The following is a 19,970-nucleotide window of genomic DNA, read 5'->3' as shown; positions in this document are numbered from 1 at the left end:
GTTAACCTCACACGCCAGTGAATAGGCGGACCAGACGGACCATTATACCGTCGATGCCCCACAGGATGAGCGCCATGACGACAGTGACAGCCAGAACGATGAGAGTGGTCTGTAACGTTTCTTGGCGAGTTGGCCAGACAACTTTACGCACTTCCATACGCGACTCACGTGCAAAGGTGATCGCCGTTTTGCCTTTACCTGTTAGAGCAGCAACACCACCGGCGGCTGCAACAAGTACAACTACAGCTGCAGCTCGTAGCACGACAGACATATCGCCATACACGCTATTTCCCACTACCGCAGTCGCCAATAAGGCAAAAACCACAACCCATTTTAGGGCATCCATTGACCCGGTTGGGGCTTCAGCATTCGCTTTCATACATTCTACCTGTAACTAGTCTATTTCATCGACGACAACAACCTCGCGTTAGCGAGGTGAAAAGAATAAAGGAAACCTAAACGTACTTACTTCGTCGCTTATTTTCTTATCCTAAAACGTATATCACTGCGACCAATCGGCGAAAAAAAGTTCAATCCAAAGATTTGGTGCAGAAAAAGGGCATCAAATGATGCCCTTTTTGCTAGTGTGTCGTCAAATCTTATTCGATGATTTTAGCAACAACACCTGCACCAACTGTACGACCACCTTCGCGGATTGCGAAGCGTAGACCTTCGTCCATCGCGATTGGCGAGATCAGAGTTACAGTCATTGCAATGTTATCACCTGGCATTACCATCTCTACGCCTTCTGGCAATTCGATAGTACCGGTCACGTCAGTTGTACGGAAGTAGAACTGTGGACGGTAGCCTTTGAAGAACGGAGTATGACGGCCGCCTTCATCTTTCGACAGAACATAAATTTCTGATGTGAAAGTGGTGTGTGGAGTGATTGAACCAGGCTTAGCCAGTACTTGACCACGTTGAACTTCGTCACGCTTAGTACCACGTAGAAGAACACCAACGTTCTCACCAGCACGGCCTTCGTCAAGAAGTTTACGGAACATCTCAACACCAGTACAAGTTGTGGTGATGGTGTCTACGATACCAACGATAGCAACTTCGTCGCCTACGCGAACGATACCTTGCTCAACACGACCCGTTACAACAGTACCACGGCCTTGAATTGAGAAAACATCTTCGATTGGTAGGATGAATGGCTTGTCGATAGCACGCTCTGGCTCTGGGATGTAAGAATCCAGTGCTTCAGCTAGTTCAACAATTTTCGCTTCCCACTGCTCTTCGCCGTTCAATGCACCTAGTGCTGAACCTTGAATTACTGGGCAATCGTCGCCTGGGAAGTCGTACTCAGAAAGAAGTTCACGAACTTCCATCTCAACCAACTCAAGCAGCTCTTCGTCATCAACCATGTCACACTTGTTCATGAAAACAAGGATGTATGGAATACCAACTTGACGACCTAGTAGGATGTGCTCACGAGTCTGTGGCATAGGGCCATCAGTCGCAGCAACTACCAGGATACCACCGTCCATTTGCGCAGCACCGGTGATCATGTTTTTAACATAATCGGCGTGTCCTGGGCAGTCTACGTGTGCGTAGTGACGAGCAGGTGTATCGTATTCTACGTGTGAGGTAGAGATAGTGATACCGCGCTCGCGCTCTTCTGGAGCGTTATCGATAGATGCGAAGTCACGTGCAGAACCGCCGTATACTTTTGACAGTACAGTACAGATTGCTGCAGTTAGAGTGGTTTTACCGTGGTCAACGTGGCCGATAGTACCAACGTTAACGTGCGGTTTCGTACGTTCAAATTTTTCTTTAGACATGACAGTCCCTCTAAGCACGGTATTTTGGTGGCTTAACGACCACGCATACAACAAATGGATTTATGTTGAGTATAAATCAAATGGCTTGAGTAACTTGTAAGAGAAAGATGGTGCTGATACCCAGATTCGAACTGGGGACCTCACCCTTACCAAGGGTGCACTCTACCAACTGAGCTATATCAGCACTTTAGAATTGGAGCGGGCAGCGGGAATCGAACCCGCATCATCAGCTTGGAAGGCTGAGGTAATAGCCATTATACGATGCCCGCTTTCAGTTTCTCGTAGAGCTATTCAAACTATTTGAAATATGGTGGTGGGAGAAGGATTCGAACCTTCGAAGGCTGAGCCGTCAGATTTACAGTCTGATCCCTTTGGCCACTCGGGAATCCCACCTAATTGTCTTTTTTTGTCTTATTGGTGCCGGCTGCCGGAATCGAACTGGCGACCTACTGATTACAAGTCAGTTGCTCTACCAACTGAGCTAAGCCGGCGACAAGTGCTGCGCATTCTATGCAATGATTTTTTTCGTTGCAATAGCTAATTTAACTTTTTCTATCAATTCTTTCCTTACAGTGCATTAAATCGCCAATTCACGCTTTTTTTTAGCGGGATAGCATCAGCTAAACTCGGCATCCTGCTTTCACTATCATTGGGTATAATGTATTGTCGCTGTCCTTAGTCGAAACAGATTCATTTTTAATATGAGCGATCTATTAACGCCTTATCTGTCTTTTAATCGCCAACAATGGTCAGAGCTTCGTGATGCTGTGCCTATGACGCTGGATGAGACTGACCTCGAAAAGCTTCGAGGCATTAACGAACACCTCACCATGAATGAAGTACGGGACATTTACCTGCCGCTTTCTCGTCTTCTGAATCTGTACGTTAAAGCTCGTAAAGGGCGCACTCAGGTGTTGGAGCATTTTCTCGCTCAAAAGGGCAACACAGTGCCTTACGTTATCGGGATTGCTGGTAGTGTCGCCGTGGGGAAAAGCACGACAGCCCGTTTACTAAAAGCTTTACTAGAACGCTGGCCAGAACACCCAAAAGTCGAACTCATTACCACAGATGGTTTTCTTCATCCCAATAACGTGCTTAACGAACGTGGTTTGATGAAGAAAAAGGGATTTCCTCCGTCTTACGACATTCGTAAACTGGTGCAGTTTGTGTCAGATGTGAAATCGGGTAAGCCTCGGGTTGAAGCGCCCATTTATTCTCATCTGGTGTATGACGTGACAGATGACATAAAAGTTGTCGAGCAGCCTGATATTCTGATCGTAGAAGGTTTAAACGTGCTGCAAAGCGGCATGGACTACCCACACGACCCTCACCGCGTGTTTATCTCGGATTTTCTCGATTTTTCGATTTATGTCGATGCCGATAGTTCGTTGCTAAGAACATGGTACATCGAACGATTCATGGCATTCAGACAAGGGGCCTTTAAAGACCCATCGTCTTATTTCCACCATTACACGCGGCTAACGCAAGACGAAGCAAGACGCACTGCTTCTAGTATTTGGGAGGAGATAAACGGAAAGAACTTGGTTGAAAATATTTTGCCCACACGAGAGCGTGCGGGCCTTGTCTTACAAAAGGGAACAAACCACGCGGTTCAAACTGTCATGGTACGCAAGTAATATAAATTATTCGTCAGCGCGGAGACTAATTTCTCCGCCAAGGTAAGGGGTGATGCCAGCCTCGGTTTCGAGCAAAAGCGCCCCTTGCTCATTAATACCTCGCGCGATCCCCTTAACCACACGCTCACCCAGCAATAACTTAACGGCGCGTCCGTTAAAGTTGTCGTATCGATCCCAACGTTCAACAAAACCAGTCATACCGGTTTCTTCATATTGCTTAAGTGCGTCGGTAACACCATTTATCAATGCGGCGGCAAGCTTGTTTTTATCGGGCAACGTGTGACAAGTATCTTTCAAGTTGGCCCAATCCTGATCAACGGCATCAGTATCTGGCATAGCAACGTTAAGACCCATACCGATGACAAGGTGTGCAGCTTCCCCTGCTTGTCCTGTCATTTCGACCAAGATGCCTGCTAATTTCCTGTCGTTCCAATACAAATCGTTAGGCCATTTCACTTTGACGTTTTCTGCGCCAAGTTGAGCCAGTGTTTCAGCCATGGAGACACCAACAACAAGACTCAGTCCCATTGCAGCGGCCATTCCAGCATCAAGTCGCCAATACATTGAGAGGTATAAATTTGCGCCGAATGGTGAGAACCATGTACGTCCTCGACGACCTCGGCCCGTTTGTTGGTATTCTGCTAGGCAGGCGGTACCGGACGCGAGTTGACCTACACGATCCAGCAAGTACTGATTGGTGGAACCAATAACAGGGATCAATGAAAAATCAGTAGTATTCAACTTCGCACGCAATGGTTGCTCTTCCAAGAGATCTAACGCGCTCGGCAAGCAATAGCCTTTTCCTTGCACTCGAAATACGTCAAGTCCCCATTGCTGAAGCACTTTTATATGCTTACTAATTGCTGCACGACTCATTCCAAGCTCTTGACCGAGTTTTTCTCCCGAATGGAACTGTCCATCCGCTAGGATCTTGATTAGCGCTAAGCGGGGTGTATGGTCTATGGCAGGCATATCGCCTCCAGGTTTGTTTCAGCTGTCCGCCCCATAAAGCGTACTTCATGCTCGAGGGTTACCCCGAAACGATCATATACAGTTTCAACAACATTTTTAGCGAGCTTAAGAACGTCTTTCGCAGTCGCCTTACCTGTATTGGTGAGAACAAGCGCTTGTTGACTATGTACCGCAGCACCGCCAACGCAACTGCCTTTGAGGCCACACTGATCGATTAACCATCCCGCGGCTAATTTAACTTCAGCGTCGCTCACGCCAAAATGAGGCATCGTTGGATGGGTTAGTAAAAGCCTATCCGCCAAGGATTTTGCTACGACTGGATTTTTGAAGAAGCTTCCTGCATTACCAATCTCTTTCGGATCGGGTAATTTTGCACATCGTATCTCACAGACTTTGTTATAGACATCTTTGGCTGTGAGATCATCGCGTTCACCTAATTCACTAAGTGCACCATAGCCAACAACAGGCTTCCAGCATTTCGGTAGCTTAAAACCCACCGCTGTCACGATCGCTTTGTCTTTTAGTCCATGCTTAAACACAGAGTCACGATAGCCAAACTCACATTCTTGAGCTGTTAAGCGGGTAATTTCCCCACTATCGAGCATCAGCACATCGACATAATCACAATTCGATTTGAACTCCACACCATAGGCACCAATATTCTGAATGGGTGCAGACCCAACCAAACCAGGGATCAGTGCTAAGTTTTCTAAACCAGGCATGCCTCTATCGACGGTATTCGTCACCAATTCATGCCAATTCTCACCACCTGCGACATGCAGTAACCATTCATTAGTGGTTTCTTGTACCTCAATCCCTTTCAAGCAATTGAGAACAATAACACCTGCAAAATCTTCACAAAAAAGTAGATTACTACCTTCACCTACAACCAACTTTGGTTCATCTGGTCTCTGTTTCCAGATCTGCAGGAAATCATCCGATTTTTGCGCTTTAATGATTTCATTCGCGTTCAGTTCTAAACCGAAAGTATGGTATGGCTTGAGCGATGTATTAGTGAGGATCTTCATTCGGCTCGCGGTTTCATTTTCAATGGTTGTTAGCCGTGTATACTACCCCATCCGCCTTGAATTCGCAGTGATTAGATAACCATGGCCGACTATCGATTTTTCCCGCTAGACACCTTACGCTTCCCTATTGTGGCGCGCTTTTACAAAGATCACTATCCCGCGGGCAAACCTAAGAAAGATGAAGTTATTTGGACAATGGAACGTGAAAAGCGTTTAGCTGGAGCTGTGCGTTTTCGCCAATTCAATGAATTTCAGCTTCTTACTGGTATGCTCATTGACCCTGAATTCAGAGGGGAAAAGCTAGGTGCGACTTTTCTCAAATCGATTCAAGAACAAACCCAAAGCAAAATATGTTACTGCCTCGCCTACCGTTATTTAGTCTCTCTTTATGAAGGTGCTGGATTTTACATCATTGATGATCATGCACTCCCAGATGAACTTCAAGGCAGGTATGCTAGCTATTGCAACAGTGGTAAAGATCTCGTCCCAATGCAGTATTTACCAAAGTGATAGTGCCAAATCGAGATAACAGGCACATCCAGAATACTGGAAATAACGTATTTTCTGGTACAATGCAGGGTTTGATTTGCGTAAACACGACTATCAGTCGAACTTAATGAGGCAACAATGGATTCAGCTACTGCAAATAAGCAGTTGATCGATCAGCTCCCAAAAATTGCACATCGTCCAGATCAGTTAGAAACGCTTCTCGACGCAGCATCTTTTAGAGAGCGCTTACTGCATGAAATTGCACAAGCCAAATCTCGCATTTATCTGGTCGCTCTATATCTGCAAGACGATGAAGCAGGACGATCGATCCTTGATGCGCTCTACGAGGCAAAACAAAAGAACCCGGTACTCGATATCAAAGTATTGGTGGATTGGCACCGTGCCCAACGCGGTTTAATTGGTGCAGAGAAATCCGATGGCAATGCTGCGCTTTATCGAGAATACTCGGAGAAGTACACCCACAAGGTCGACGTTTTGGGCGTGCCCGTTAGAAACCGAGAGGTGTTTGGTGTCCTTCACCTAAAAGGCTTCATCATTGACGATACCGTTATCTATAGTGGCGCAAGCCTCAATGATGTATATCTTGCTCAACATGATCGCTATCGTTATGACCGTTATCATGTCATCAAAAGCAAGGCACTCGCCGACTGTATGGCTAACTTCATCGGAACCAAGTTGGTTTCCAGCGATGCAGTCACTTGCCTGTCTCAGCCTAGTCGCCCAAATACCAAAGTGCTTAAACCGGCTATTCGTGATCTTCGTGCTCGCCTACAAAGCGCCAGTTATAGCTTTATTTCTCAGCATATTAATGCCGATCAAGTCGGGTTAACACCGATGGTAGGCTTAGGAAAACGCAAGAACTTCCTCAACACACAAATTTGTCGACTGATTGCTTGTGCGCATGAAGATCTGACCATTTGTACGCCGTATTTCAATCCTCCACGAAGTGTTATGCGAGAGATTAGACGTGCTCTACGACGTGGTGTGAACGTCACAATTATCGTCGGTGATAAAACAGCGAACGACTTCTATATTCCACCTGATGAGCCATTTCGAACAATTTCTGGTCTTCCATACCTTTATGAGATCAACTTACGTAACTTTGCCCGTCACAACGAAGCCGCTATTGCTAAACGTCAGTTGAGAATTCATTTATGGAAGCATGACGACAACAGCTTCCACCTTAAGGGTATATGGGTAGACCGCAGTTACATGCTTCTAACGGGGAACAACCTTAATCCCCGCGCATGGAAATTGGACCTTGAGAACGCCATATTGCTTCACGATAAAAACCGACTACTTGAAGATGAAATGCAGCGAGAGATTGATACAATTCTTAGCCATACTCAACTTATTGGTAGCTACAAACAGATTGAGAAACTCGAAGTTTACCCTGCTCAAGTGAGAAAATTACTAAAGCGGATCAAACGGATACGTGCAGATCACCTGCTCAATCAAATATTGTAAGGTAGTCAGCGTGATCGCATCCATAGACGTCGACCCTCAAAAGACCTTCACGCCGCTTTGCCCAGATGAGTTGCCTGTGACTGAAGGCCATATGATTGGAAGAGCGTTAAACATGCAGGCAGAGAAAGCCAGTCTTCGTATTTTGACCAAGGACGCGCACCCTGCCAATGCTGTTTGGGTAGTAGAAAGTCACGATAAGATGCTGACTCCACTTAAACATGCCAATGCGGATCTCACTTGGGTTTCTCACGCAGTTCCAGGGACAGAAGGCTTCGAAATAATTGCGGATCTTCCTGCAGTCACTGAATATGATCATGTGATATGGAAAGGTGTAGAACCAGATTTGCATCCCTACGGTGCCTGCTTTCATGATATTCAAGAGAAACTCAGCACGGGTCTGATTGAATGGCTTGCTTCCAAAGAAGTGAAAACTGTCATCGTAGGTGGACTAGCTACAGACTATTGCGTTAAAACGACCGCTCTGCAGCTTAGAAAACATGGCGGTTTCGATGTCTGGGTCAACTTAGAGGCATGCCGCGGTATTGCCGATGACACAACGAAAAGTGCCTGTATTGAAATGCGTAATGCCGGGATAAAAGTGATTAACTTCTTAGTTGAGTTCAGCGTCTGAAACTAAGCTAACATTCTGTTTTAATGAAAAAGCACCACTCATGTCATGAGTGGTGCTTTTTTGTTTCCAAATTCAGTATGTCATACACGTACGGCACATCTCCATTTCTTCTTCCAAATACCATATAACTAAACAACAGATACCAGCCATTAATGATATTTAGCTAACATAGTGCTCTTGCGCTTGTTTGTAGATCAGCTCGCCTTTTTCTACCTGAGATACCACCGCCAGTTTGAAGGCGAAGGAATAATCCCGTTGGTTACGTTTGGATGTTGTCTCTTTTGGTGTGCTCATGATAAGTCTCCAATGTGTCAACTTATCCCAGGACAGGACACGGTATAAACGCAAAAAGGCCACCCGATAGGGTGGCCTTTCTGTTTTTCTTTTTGCCTTCATCTTTGTATTAAAGATGAAAACGAATTTAAAGCCTGGCGATGTCCTACTCTCACATGGGGAGACCCCACACTACCATCGGCGCTATTACGTTTCACTACTGAGTTCGGCATGGGATCAGGTGGGTCCATAATGCTATGGTCGCCAAGCAAATTTTGTATTGTCCCCCGCCATAAGGCGAAAAACGAAAATCTGGGAAAATTCTGACTAGTGACTTCTCAATACACATTCAACGTTCTTATCTGAGTCCGCTAAAACCCCTTGGGTGTTGTATGGTTAAGCCTCACGGGCAATTAGTACAGGTTAGCTCAATGCCTCGCAGCACTTACACACCCTGCCTATCTACGTCGTAGTCTCCAACAACCCTTTAGGACACTTATAGTGTCAGGGATGACTCATCTCGAGGCTCGCTTCGCGCTTAGATGCTTTCAGCGCTTATCAATTCCGAACTTAGCTACCGGGCAATGCCACTGGCGTGACAACCCGAACACCAGAGGTTCGTCCACTCCGGTCCTCTCGTACTAGGAGCAGCCCCTCTCAATCATCCAACGCCCACGGCAGATAGGGACCGAACTGTCTCACGACGTTCTAAACCCAGCTCGCGTACCACTTTAAATGGCGAACAGCCATACCCTTGGGACCGACTTCAGCCCCAGGATGTGATGAGCCGACATCGAGGTGCCAAACACCGCCGTCGATATGAACTCTTGGGCGGTATCAGCCTGTTATCCCCGGAGTACCTTTTATCCGTTGAGCGATGGCCCTTCCATTCAGAACCACCGGATCACTATGACCTACTTTCGTACCTGCTCGAATTGTCATTCTCGCAGTCAAGCGGGCTTATGCCATTGCACTAACCTCACGATGTCCGACCGTGATTAGCCCACCTTCGTGCTCCTCCGTTACTCTTTGGGAGGAGACCGCCCCAGTCAAACTACCCACCAGGCACTGTCCGCAATCCCGATAAGGGACCAACGTTAGAACATCAAGCATACAAGGGTGGTATTTCAAGATTGCCTCCACACCATCTAGCGACGATGCTTCAAAGGCTCCCACCTATCCTACACATGTAGGGTCAATGTTCAGTGCCAAGCTGTAGTAAAGGTTCACGGGGTCTTTCCGTCTAGCCGCGGGTACACAGCATCTTCACTGCGATTTCAATTTCACTGAGTCTCGGGTGGAGACAGCGTGGCCATCATTACGCCATTCGTGCAGGTCGGAACTTACCCGACAAGGAATTTCGCTACCTTAGGACCGTTATAGTTACGGCCGCCGTTTACCGGGGCTTCGATCAAGAGCTTCTCCGAAGATAACCCCATCAATTAACCTTCCGGCACCGGGCAGGCGTCACACCGTATACGTCATCTTTCGATTTTGCACAGTGCTATGTTTTTAATAAACAGTTGCAGCCACCTGGTATCTGCGACTGCCTCTAGCTCCATCCGCGAGGGACTTCACCGGAGGCAGCGTACCTTCTCCCGAAGTTACGGTACCATTTTGCCTAGTTCCTTCACCCGAGTTCTCTCAAGCGCCTTGGTATTCTCTACCCGACCACCTGTGTCGGTTTGGGGTACGATTCCTTATAACCTGAAGCTTAGAGGCTTTTCCCGGAAGCATGGCATCAATGACTTCATCACCGTAGTGACTCGACATCGTGTCTCAGTGTTAACAGCGTCCCGGATTTACCTAAGACACCCACCTACGCACTTGAACTTGGACAACCGTCGCCAAGCCCACCTAGCCTTCTCCGTCCCCCCATCGCAGTTATAAGCAGTACGGGAATATTAACCCGTTTCCCATCGACTACGCCTTTCGGCCTCGCCTTAGGGGTCGACTTACCCTGCCCCGATTAACGTTGGACAGGAACCCTTGGTCTTCCGGCGAGGAGGTTTTTCACCCCCTTTATCGTTACTCATGTCAGCATTCGCACTTCTGATACCTCCAGCAAACCTTACAGTTCACCTTCAACGGCTTACAGAACGCTCCCCTACCCAACAACTCCGAAGAGTTGATGCCGCAGCTTCGGTGTATCGCTTAGCCCCGTTACATCTTCCGCGCAGGCCGACTCGACCAGTGAGCTATTACGCTTTCTTTAAATGATGGCTGCTTCTAAGCCAACATCCTGGCTGTCTGAGCCTTCCCACATCGTTTCCCACTTAGCGATAACTTTGGGACCTTAGCTGGCGGTCTGGGTTGTTTCCCTCTCCACGACGGACGTTAGCACCCGCCGTGTGTCTCCCGGATAGTACTTACTGGTATTCGGAGTTTGCAAAGGGTTGGTAAGTCGGGATGACCCCCTAGCCTTAACAGTGCTCTACCCCCAGTAGTATTCGTCCGAGGCGCTACCTAAATAGCTTTCGGGGAGAACCAGCTATCTCCGAGTTTGATTGGCCTTTCACCCCTAGCCACAAGTCATCCGCTAATTTTTCAACATTAGTCGGTTCGGTCCTCCAATTGATGTTACTCAATCTTCAACCTGCCCATGGCTAGATCACTCGGTTTCGGGTCTACTCCTAGCAACTTATTCGCCCAGTTAAGACTCGGTTTCCCTACGGCTCCCCTATTCGGTTAACCTTGCTACTAAAAGTAAGTCGCTGACCCATTATACAAAAGGTACGCAGTCACCCCACGAAGAGGCTCCCACTGCTTGTACGTACACGGTTTCAGGTTCTATTTCACTCCCCTCACAGGGGTTCTTTTCGCCTTTCCCTCACGGTACTGGTTCACTATCGGTCAGTCAGGAGTATTTAGCCTTGGAGGATGGTCCCCCCATGTTCAGACAGGATACCACGTGTCCCGTCCTACTCGTTTTCACAATAAAAGCATTGTCGTGTACGGGGCTATCACCCTGTATCGCGCCACTTTCCAGAGGCTTCCACTAACACTTAAACTGCTTAAGGGCTAATCCGGGGTCGCTCGCCGCTACTGCCGGAATCTCAATTGATTTCTTTTCCTTCGGGTACTTAGATGTTTCAGTTCCCCGAGTTCGCCTCATACAGCTATGTATTCACTGCATGATACGTGCTTATGCACGTGGGTTTCCCCATTCGGAAATCGTAGACTCAAGTGGCTTTTACTGCCTTATCTACGCTTATCGCAAGTTAATACGTCCTTCATCGCCTCTGACTGCCAAGGCATCCACCGTGTACGCTTAGTCACTTAACCATACAACCCCAAGAGGTCTTTATGTATGGCAAACAACCAAGGTGACTCTCGTTAAAGAGTCGGTTCAAATTAATGAACGGTTTTTCGCCGGACTCAAATATGTTCATCTTTCGATGAAACCAAGAACACTTGAATGTGTTTGGTGTTAATCCCATCAGGATTAACGTTTTGAGAACTTTTGTTTCATTACCTCTCGGGTAGAGAGATAAGAAACAGATTTCAATTTATTCCTTCTTTTTTCAAAGAAGAAGTAAATCTACTAGTCAGCTTTCCAGATTTTTAAAGAGCATTTCTCTTTCGAGAACAGCGCAAAAAGCGCTAATCAATGACGCTGTCATTCATTAGGGCTTTTCCCGTCTTTATTCTTCAACCTATACAATTTGTGTGGACACTGGCATTAATAGTATCGTTAAGGAGGTGATCCAGCCCCAGGTTCCCCTAGGGCTACCTTGTTACGACTTCACCCCAGTCATGAACCACACCGTGGTAAACGCCCTCCCGAAGGTTAAGCTATCTACTTCTGGTGCAGCCCACTCCCATGGTGTGACGGGCGGTGTGTACAAGGCCCGGGAACGTATTCACCGTGGCATTCTGATCCACGATTACTAGCGATTCCGACTTCACGGAGTCGAGTTGCAGACTCCGATCCGGACTACGACGTACTTTCTGGGATTCGCTCCACCTCGCGGTCTTGCTGCCCTCTGTATACGCCATTGTAGCACGTGTGTAGCCCTACTCGTAAGGGCCATGATGACTTGACGTCGTCCCCACCTTCCTCCGGTTTATCACCGGCAGTCTCCCTGGAGTTCCCACCATTACGTGCTGGCAAACAAGGATAAGGGTTGCGCTCGTTGCGGGACTTAACCCAACATTTCACAACACGAGCTGACGACAGCCATGCAGCACCTGTCTCACAGTTCCCGAAGGCACTAAGCTATCTCTAGCGAATTCTGTGGATGTCAAGAGTAGGTAAGGTTCTTCGCGTTGCATCGAATTAAACCACATGCTCCACCGCTTGTGCGGGCCCCCGTCAATTCATTTGAGTTTTAATCTTGCGACCGTACTCCCCAGGCGGTCTACTTAACGCGTTAGCTCCGGAAGCCACGGCTCTAGGCCACAACCTCCAAGTAGACATCGTTTACAGCGTGGACTACCAGGGTATCTAATCCTGTTTGCTCCCCACGCTTTCGCATCTGAGCGTCAGTCTTTGTCCAGGGGGCCGCCTTCGCCACCGGTATTCCTTCAGATCTCTACGCATTTCACCGCTACACCTGAAATTCTACCCCCCTCTACAAGACTCTAGCCTGCCAGTTCAAAATGCGGTTCCCAGGTTGAGCCCGGGGCTTTCACATCTTGCTTAACAAACCGCCTGCATGCGCTTTACGCCCAGTAATTCCGATTAACGCTCGCACCCTCCGTATTACCGCGGCTGCTGGCACGGAGTTAGCCGGTGCTTCTTCTGCAGCTAACGTCAAATTAATACGCTATTAACGTACCAACCTTCCTCACTGCTGAAAGTGCTTTACAACCCGAAGGCCTTCTTCACACACGCGGCATGGCTGCATCAGGCTTGCGCCCATTGTGCAATATTCCCCACTGCTGCCTCCCGTAGGAGTCTGGACCGTGTCTCAGTTCCAGTGTGGCTGATCATCCTCTCAAACCAGCTAGGGATCGTCGCCTTGGTGAGCCATTACCTCACCAACTAGCTAATCCCAACTGGGCCCATCCCGACGCGAGAGGTCCGAAGATCCCCCTCTTTGGTCCGTAGACATCATGCGGTATTAGCAGTCGTTTCCAACTGTTATCCCCCACGTCAGGGCAGGTTCCCAGCCATTACTCACCCGTCCGCCGCTCGTCATCTTCAAAAGCAAGCTCTTGAAATGTTACCGCTCGACTTGCATGTGTTAGGCCTGCCGCCAGCGTTCAATCTGAGCCATGATCAAACTCTTCAATTAGAATTTTTCTTGTTATCCCCATTTCCGAAGAAACAGGTCTAACGCTCAATGAATACTGAATTACTTTTTTGCCCTAAGGCAAATCTGCATTGACTGTGTTGACAGTGTCACTTCGAAAAGTTCAACCATCTTGGGTCACTCAGTGCATTGATAAATCTTATGTCTATCAAGTACGAGTGCCCACACAGATTGTATAGGTCAAATTGTTAAAGAACGTTGACTATTCAAGGCCTTGGCGCGTTGCGCTTCAGCAAGTCAGGCCGCGTATAATACGCGATTCTGATATTCAGTCAAGAAAAAACTTTCATCTATTTTCATTCGAAAATGAAGGGTAAAAATCTTTTTTTGACGTCGCTCACATGACAATCAGTAGGAGCGAAATAAAAGCCCGTTCGCTTGAACGGGCTCTCATTCAAATTTAAAGCCTGGCGATGTCCTACTCTCACATGGGGAGACCCCACACTACCATCGGCGCTATTACGTTTCACTACTGAGTTCGGCATGGGATCAGGTGGGTCCATAATGCTATGGTCGCCAAGCAAATTTTGTACTGTTCCCCGCCATGAGGCGAAAAACAAAATCTGGGAAAATTCTGACTAGCTATATGCTCTCAATACACATTCAACGTTCTTATCTGAGTCCGCTAAAACCCCTTGGGTGTTGTATGGTTAAGCCTCACGGGCAATTAGTACAGGTTAGCTCAATGCCTCGCAGCACTTACACACCCTGCCTATCTACGTCGTAGTCTCCAACAACCCTTTAGGACACTTATAGTGTCAGGGATGACTCATCTCGAGGCTCGCTTCGCGCTTAGATGCTTTCAGCGCTTATCAATTCCGAACTTAGCTACCGGGCAATGCCACTGGCGTGACAACCCGAACACCAGAGGTTCGTCCACTCCGGTCCTCTCGTACTAGGAGCAGCCCCTCTCAATCATCCAACGCCCACGGCAGATAGGGACCGAACTGTCTCACGACGTTCTAAACCCAGCTCGCGTACCACTTTAAATGGCGAACAGCCATACCCTTGGGACCGACTTCAGCCCCAGGATGTGATGAGCCGACATCGAGGTGCCAAACACCGCCGTCGATATGAACTCTTGGGCGGTATCAGCCTGTTATCCCCGGAGTACCTTTTATCCGTTGAGCGATGGCCCTTCCATTCAGAACCACCGGATCACTATGACCTACTTTCGTACCTGCTCGAATTGTCATTCTCGCAGTCAAGCGGGCTTATGCCATTGCACTAACCTCACGATGTCCGACCGTGATTAGCCCACCTTCGTGCTCCTCCGTTACTCTTTGGGAGGAGACCGCCCCAGTCAAACTACCCACCAGGCACTGTCCGCAACCCCGATTAGGGGCCAACGTTAGAACATCAAGCATACAAGGGTGGTATTTCAAGATTGCCTCCACACCATCTAGCGACGATGCTTCAAAGGCTCCCACCTATCCTACACATGTAGGGTCAATGTTCAGTGCCAAGCTGTAGTAAAGGTTCACGGGGTCTTTCCGTCTAGCCGCGGGTACACAGCATCTTCACTGCGATTTCAATTTCACTGAGTCTCGGGTGGAGACAGCGTGGCCATCATTACGCCATTCGTGCAGGTCGGAACTTACCCGACAAGGAATTTCGCTACCTTAGGACCGTTATAGTTACGGCCGCCGTTTACCGGGGCTTCGATCAAGAGCTTCTCCGAAGATAACCCCATCAATTAACCTTCCGGCACCGGGCAGGCGTCACACCGTATACGTCATCTTTCGATTTTGCACAGTGCTATGTTTTTAATAAACAGTTGCAGCCACCTGGTATCTGCGACTGCCTCTAGCTCCATCCGCGAGGGACTTCACCGGAGGCAGCGTACCTTCTCCCGAAGTTACGGTACCATTTTGCCTAGTTCCTTCACCCGAGTTCTCTCAAGCGCCTTGGTATTCTCTACCCGACCACCTGTGTCGGTTTGGGGTACGATTCCTTATAACCTGAAGCTTAGAGGCTTTTCCCGGAAGCATGGCATCAATGACTTCATCACCGTAGTGACTCGACATCGTGTCTCAGTGTTAACAGCGTCCCGGATTTACCTAAGACACCCACCTACGCACTTGAACTTGGACAACCGTCGCCAAGCCCACCTAGCCTTCTCCGTCCCCCCATCGCAGTTATAAGCAGTACGGGAATATTAACCCGTTTCCCATCGACTACGCCTTTCGGCCTCGCCTTAGGGGTCGACTTACCCTGCCCCGATTAACGTTGGACAGGAACCCTTGGTCTTCCGGCGAGGAGGTTTTTCACCCCCTTTATCGTTACTCATGTCAGCATTCGCACTTCTGATACCTCCAGCAAACCTTACAGTTCACCTTCAACGGCTTACAGAACGCTCCCCTACCCAACAACTCCGAAGAGTTGATGCCGCAGCTTCGGTGTATCGCTTAGCCCCGTTACATCTTCCGCGCAGGCCGACTCGACCAGTGAGCTATTACGCTTTCTTTAAATGATGGCTGCTTCTAAGCCAACATCCTGGCTGTCTGAGCCTTCCCACATCGTTTCCCACTTAGCGATAACTTTGGGACCTTAGCTGGCGGTCTGGGTTGTTTCCCTCTCCACGACGGACGTTAGCACCCGCCGTGTGTCTCCCGGATAGTACTTACTGGTATTCGGAGTTTGCAAAGGGTTGGTAAGTCGGGATGACCCCCTAGCCTTAACAGTGCTCTACCCCCAGTAGTATTCGTCCGAGGCGCTACCTAAATAGCTTTCGGGGAGAACCAGCTATCTCCGAGTTTGATTGGCCTTTCACCCCTAGCCACAAGTCATCCGCTAATTTTTCAACATTAGTCGGTTCGGTCCTCCAATTGATGTTACTCAATCTTCAACCTGCCCATGGCTAGATCACTCGGTTTCGGGTCTACTCCTAGCAACTTATTCGCCCAGTTAAGACTCGGTTTCCCTACGGCTCCCCTATTCGGTTAACCTTGCTACTAAAAGTAAGTCGCTGACCCATTATACAAAAGGTACGCAGTCACCCCACGAAGAGGCTCCCACTGCTTGTACGTACACGGTTTCAGGTTCTATTTCACTCCCCTCACAGGGGTTCTTTTCGCCTTTCCCTCACGGTACTGGTTCACTATCGGTCAGTCAGGAGTATTTAGCCTTGGAGGATGGTCCCCCCATGTTCAGACAGGATACCACGTGTCCCGTCCTACTCGTTTTCACAATAAAAGCATTGTCGTGTACGGGGCTATCACCCTGTATCGCGCCACTTTCCAGAGGCTTCCACTAACACTTAAACTGCTTAAGGGCTAATCCGGGGTCGCTCGCCGCTACTGCCGGAATCTCAATTGATTTCTTTTCCTTCGGGTACTTAGATGTTTCAGTTCCCCGAGTTCGCCTCATACAGCTATGTATTCACTGCATGATACGTGCTTATGCACGTGGGTTTCCCCATTCGGAAATCGTAGACTCAAGTGGCTTTTACTGCCTTATCTACGCTTATCGCAAGTTAATACGTCCTTCATCGCCTCTGACTGCCAAGGCATCCACCGTGTACGCTTAGTCACTTAACCATACAACCCCAAGAGGTCTTTTCGTATGGACAAACAACCAAGGTGTTCTCGTTAAAGAACAAGTCCAAATTCATGGACGGTTTTTCGCCGGACTCAAATATGTTCATGCTTCTCTTAACAAGAAGCATGAAACCAAGAACACTTGAATGTGTTTGGTGTTAATTCCGAAGAATTAACGTTTTGAGAACTTTTGTTTCATACCTCTCGGGTAGAGAGATAAGAAACAGATTTCAATTTATTCCTAAGAATAAATCTACTAGTCAGCTTTCCAGATTTTTAAAGAGCAAAGTGATGTTTCTCTGACGAGAATGTCCACTTTCTAAATATTCTCTTTCGAAAACACTTAAAGAGTGGTGGAGCTATGCGGGATCGAACCGCAGACCTCCTGCGTGCAAGGCAGGCGCTCTCCCAGCTGAGCTATAACCCCATCGGTATTACTTAGTGCCAATTTCATCCAGGAAATGAAATTGGTGGGTCTGAGTGGACTTGAACCACCGACCTCACCCTTATCAGGGGTGCGCTCTAACCACCTGAGCTACAGACCCATCTAAGTAACGTTCTTTGCTTTTTTTAACCTATACAATTTGTGTGGACACTTGCATCGATAGTATCGTTAAGGAGGTGATCCAGCCCCAGGTTCCCCTAGGGCTACCTTGTTACGACTTCACCCCAGTCATGAACCACACCGTGGTAAACGCCCTCCCGAAGGTTAAGCTATCTACTTCTGGTGCAGCCCACTCCCATGGTGTGACGGGCGGTGTGTACAAGGCCCGGGAACGTATTCACCGTGACATTCTGATTCACGATTACTAGCGATTCCGACTTCATGGAGTCGAGTTGCAGACTCCAATCCGGACTACGACATACTTTCTGGGATTCGCTCCACCTCGCGGCCTCGCTGCCCTCTGTATATGCCATTGTAGCACGTGTGTAGCCCTACTCGTAAGGGCCATGATGACTTGACGTCGTCCCCACCTTCCTCCGGTTTATCACCGGCAGTCTCCCTGGAGTTCCCGACATTACTCGCTGGCAAACAAGGATAAGGGTTGCGCTCGTTGCGGGACTTAACCCAACATTTCACAACACGAGCTGACGACAGCCATGCAGCACCTGTCTCACAGTTCCCGAAGGCACACCAAAATCTCTTCCGGCTTCTGTGGATGTCAAGAGTAGGTAAGGTTCTTCGCGTTGCATCGAATTAAACCACATGCTCCACCGCTTGTGCGGGCCCCCGTCAATTCATTTGAGTTTTAATCTTGCGACCGTACTCCCCAGGCGGTCTACTTAACGCGTTAGCTCCGGAAGCCACGGCTCTAGGCCACAACCTCCAAGTAGACATCGTTTACAGCGTGGACTACCAGGGTATCTAATCCTGTTTGCTCCCCACGCTTTCGCATCTGAGCGTCAGTCTTTGTCCAGGGGGCCGCCTTCGCCACCGGTATTCCTTCAGATCTCTACGCATTTCACCGCTACACCTGAAATTCTACCCCCCTCTACAAGACTCTAGCCTGCCAGTTCAAAATGCGGTTCCCAGGTTGAGCCCGGGGCTTTCACATCTTGCTTAACAAACCGCCTGCATGCGCTTTACGCCCAGTAATTCCGATTAACGCTCGCACCCTCCGTATTACCGCGGCTGCTGGCACGGAGTTAGCCGGTGCTTCTTCTGCAGCTAACGTCAAATTAATACGCTATTAACGTACCAACCTTCCTCACTGCTGAAAGTGCTTTACAACCCGAAGGCCTTCTTCACACACGCGGCATGGCTGCATCAGGCTTGCGCCCATTGTGCAATATTCCCCACTGCTGCCTCCCGTAGGAGTCTGGACCGTGTCTCAGTTCCAGTGTGGCTGATCATCCTCTCAAACCAGCTAGGGATCGTCGCCTTGGTGAGCCATTACCTCACCAACTAGCTAATCCCAACTGGGCCCATCCCGACGCGAGAGGTCCGAAGATCCCCCTCTTTGGTCCGTAGACATCATGCGGTATTAGCAGTCGTTTCCAACTGTTATCCCCCACGTCAGGGCAGGTTCCCAGCCATTACTCACCCGTCCGCCGCTCGTCATCTTCAAAAGCAAGCTCTTGAAATGTTACCGCTCGACTTGCATGTGTTAGGCCTGCCGCCAGCGTTCAATCTGAGCCATGATCAAACTCTTCAATTAGAATTTTTCTTGTTATCCCCATTTCCGAAGAAACAGGTCTAACGCTCAATGAATACTGAATTACTTTTTTGCCCTAAGGCAAATCTGCATTGACTGTGTTGACAGTGTCACTTCGAAAAGTTCAACCATCTTAGGTCACTCAGTGCATTGATAAATCTTATGTCTATCAAGTACGAGTGCCCACACAGATTGTATAGGTCAAATTGTTAAAGAACGTTGACTGTAGAAGCGACTCCGTAGAGACGTCTTCTCATCGTCAGGGCTGCGAATTTTACGCTGCCAGGCGATGAAGTCAAGAAGAAATTTTGAGATTTTTCAGCGTGGTGTTCACCGCATCCAAAACGTCTTGTTGACTTCCTTCAACCGCGATAAGCACTGGGCTTTTCCGTTGAAGCAGGCGGGCATTCTACTGATTGGGTCGTTAACGTCAAGCGTTTATTTCCATTCAGTTTTGAAGCCGTTTTCGCCGTACTGATTGGGTGTGCAATGCCTTAGTTGGCGCCGCGCTCCGTGTCAGTGAGGTCGGATTATAGAGACTAGGATCACATTGGCAAGGCTTTTTATTCGTTTTTATTCCGATCGAACACAATTCAACCTAAACTTTAAAAAACACAACAAATTGCAACATTAGATAGGCGTCACATTCACTTACTGGCAATAAGCTCCCAATGACCGTAATATCAACCCGACAATTGTATTTATTTTAGTCAGC

Annotated in this window: 8 protein-coding genes, 6 tRNA genes, 6 rRNA genes and 1 pseudogene; 4 read left to right on the top strand and 17 right to left on the bottom strand. The window is 48.3% G+C overall.

Annotation, left to right across the window (positions count from 1 at the left end):
• Positions 1 to 7 precede the first annotated feature (7 nt).
• The 6 genes from secE to AC3CIC_RS00675 all read right to left on the bottom strand — a co-directional run bounded on the left by secE (position 8) and on the right by AC3CIC_RS00675 (position 2,275).
• Complete coding sequence (gene secE / locus AC3CIC_RS00700) at positions 8 to 379, bottom strand: preprotein translocase subunit SecE (protein ID WP_016960639.1); 372 nt, start codon at positions 377 to 379, stop codon at positions 8 to 10.
• A 220-nt stretch (positions 380 to 599) separates the two neighbouring features.
• On the bottom strand, positions 600 to 1,784 hold the full coding sequence (gene tuf, locus AC3CIC_RS00695) for an elongation factor Tu (RefSeq protein WP_016960638.1): 1,185 nt from the start codon (positions 1,782 to 1,784) through the stop codon (positions 600 to 602).
• Between the two features lie 108 nt (positions 1,785 to 1,892).
• Positions 1,893 to 1,968, bottom strand: a tRNA-Thr gene (locus AC3CIC_RS00690).
• Between the two features lie 10 nt (positions 1,969 to 1,978).
• Positions 1,979 to 2,053, bottom strand: a tRNA-Gly gene (locus tag AC3CIC_RS00685).
• Positions 2,054 to 2,092: 39 nt separating this feature from the next.
• A tRNA-Tyr gene (locus AC3CIC_RS00680) sits at positions 2,093 to 2,177 on the bottom strand.
• A gap of 22 nt (positions 2,178 to 2,199) precedes the next feature.
• A tRNA-Thr gene (locus AC3CIC_RS00675) sits at positions 2,200 to 2,275 on the bottom strand.
• Between the two features lie 210 nt (positions 2,276 to 2,485).
• Here AC3CIC_RS00675 and coaA point away from each other — a divergent pair.
• Positions 2,486 to 3,421 (top strand): type I pantothenate kinase, encoded by a 936-nt coding sequence (coaA, locus tag AC3CIC_RS00670; RefSeq protein WP_016960637.1) that lies wholly within the window; start codon positions 2,486 to 2,488, stop codon positions 3,419 to 3,421.
• A 6-nt stretch (positions 3,422 to 3,427) separates the two neighbouring features.
• Here coaA and birA read toward each other — a convergent pair whose 3' ends face one another.
• Both birA and murB read right to left on the bottom strand, forming a co-directional pair.
• A complete protein-coding gene (gene birA, locus AC3CIC_RS00665) occupies positions 3,428 to 4,393 on the bottom strand; it encodes a bifunctional biotin--[acetyl-CoA-carboxylase] ligase/biotin operon repressor BirA (protein ID WP_017007270.1) in 966 nt (321 codons plus the stop codon).
• A complete protein-coding gene (gene murB, locus AC3CIC_RS00660; RefSeq protein ID WP_017007269.1) occupies positions 4,381 to 5,421 on the bottom strand; it encodes a UDP-N-acetylmuramate dehydrogenase in 1,041 nt (346 codons plus the stop codon). The genes birA and murB overlap by 13 nt, the downstream gene beginning before the upstream one ends.
• Positions 5,422 to 5,502: 81 nt before the next feature.
• Here murB and AC3CIC_RS00655 point away from each other — a divergent pair, with 81 nt between their 5' ends.
• From AC3CIC_RS00655 to AC3CIC_RS00645, 3 genes are all read left to right on the top strand, one after another.
• Positions 5,503 to 5,931, top strand: a complete 429-nt coding sequence (locus tag AC3CIC_RS00655; protein WP_016960634.1) for a GNAT family N-acetyltransferase — start codon at positions 5,503 to 5,505, stop codon at positions 5,929 to 5,931.
• Positions 5,932 to 6,048: 117 nt separating this feature from the next.
• Complete coding sequence (gene pssA / locus AC3CIC_RS00650) at positions 6,049 to 7,398, top strand: CDP-diacylglycerol--serine O-phosphatidyltransferase (protein WP_488515106.1); 1,350 nt, start codon at positions 6,049 to 6,051, stop codon at positions 7,396 to 7,398.
• A gap of 10 nt (positions 7,399 to 7,408) precedes the next feature.
• On the top strand, positions 7,409 to 8,029 hold the full coding sequence (locus tag AC3CIC_RS00645; protein ID WP_488515105.1) for a nicotinamidase: 621 nt from the start codon (positions 7,409 to 7,411) through the stop codon (positions 8,027 to 8,029).
• A 168-nt stretch (positions 8,030 to 8,197) separates the two neighbouring features.
• Here the strand turns inward: AC3CIC_RS00645 and AC3CIC_RS00640 are convergent.
• From AC3CIC_RS00640 to AC3CIC_RS00600, 9 genes and pseudogenes are all read right to left on the bottom strand, one after another.
• Positions 8,198 to 8,323, bottom strand: a pseudogene (locus tag AC3CIC_RS00640) (IS3 family transposase); the annotation flags it as partial.
• Positions 8,324 to 8,455: 132 nt separating this feature from the next.
• Positions 8,456 to 8,571 (bottom strand): 5S ribosomal RNA (rrf, locus tag AC3CIC_RS00635).
• A 123-nt stretch (positions 8,572 to 8,694) separates the two neighbouring features.
• Positions 8,695 to 11,587 (bottom strand): 23S ribosomal RNA (locus AC3CIC_RS00630).
• Between the two features lie 410 nt (positions 11,588 to 11,997).
• A 16S ribosomal RNA gene (locus tag AC3CIC_RS00625) occupies positions 11,998 to 13,542 on the bottom strand.
• A gap of 423 nt (positions 13,543 to 13,965) precedes the next feature.
• Positions 13,966 to 14,081 (bottom strand): 5S ribosomal RNA (gene rrf / locus AC3CIC_RS00620).
• Between the two features lie 125 nt (positions 14,082 to 14,206).
• Positions 14,207 to 17,099 (bottom strand): 23S ribosomal RNA (locus tag AC3CIC_RS00615).
• Between the two features lie 351 nt (positions 17,100 to 17,450).
• Positions 17,451 to 17,526: transfer RNA gene (locus AC3CIC_RS00610), tRNA-Ala, on the bottom strand.
• Between the two features lie 41 nt (positions 17,527 to 17,567).
• Positions 17,568 to 17,644 (bottom strand) — tRNA-Ile (locus tag AC3CIC_RS00605).
• A 69-nt stretch (positions 17,645 to 17,713) separates the two neighbouring features.
• Positions 17,714 to 19,258, bottom strand: a 16S ribosomal RNA gene (locus AC3CIC_RS00600).
• The 16S, 23S and 5S rRNA genes sit together here with 2 tRNA genes alongside, the layout of an rRNA operon.
• Between the last annotated feature and the right edge of the window lie 712 nt (positions 19,259 to 19,970).

This window comes from Enterovibrio sp. QJM3NY_24, from assembly GCF_057786035.1.
The sequence above is the reverse complement of the archived record's forward strand: the minus strand, read 5'-3'. Positions and strand labels throughout refer to the sequence as shown.

Excerpts from the sequence above, each read along its gene's own strand:
- tuf (WP_016960638.1), bottom strand. The coding sequence starts at position 1,784 with ATGTCTAAAGAAAAATTTGAACGTACGAAACCGCACGTTAACGTTGGT.
- coaA (WP_016960637.1), top strand. The coding sequence starts at position 2,486 with ATGAGCGATCTATTAACGCCTTATCTGTCTTTTAATCGCCAACAATGG.
- secE (WP_016960639.1), bottom strand. The coding sequence starts at position 379 with ATGAAAGCGAATGCTGAAGCCCCAACCGGGTCAATGGATGCCCTAAAA.
- AC3CIC_RS00655 (WP_016960634.1), top strand. The coding sequence starts at position 5,503 with ATGGCCGACTATCGATTTTTCCCGCTAGACACCTTACGCTTCCCTATT.
- murB (WP_017007269.1), bottom strand. The coding sequence starts at position 5,421 with ATGAAGATCCTCACTAATACATCGCTCAAGCCATACCATACTTTCGGT.
- pssA (WP_488515106.1), top strand. The coding sequence starts at position 6,049 with ATGGATTCAGCTACTGCAAATAAGCAGTTGATCGATCAGCTCCCAAAA.
- birA (WP_017007270.1), bottom strand. The coding sequence starts at position 4,393 with ATGCCTGCCATAGACCATACACCCCGCTTAGCGCTAATCAAGATCCTA.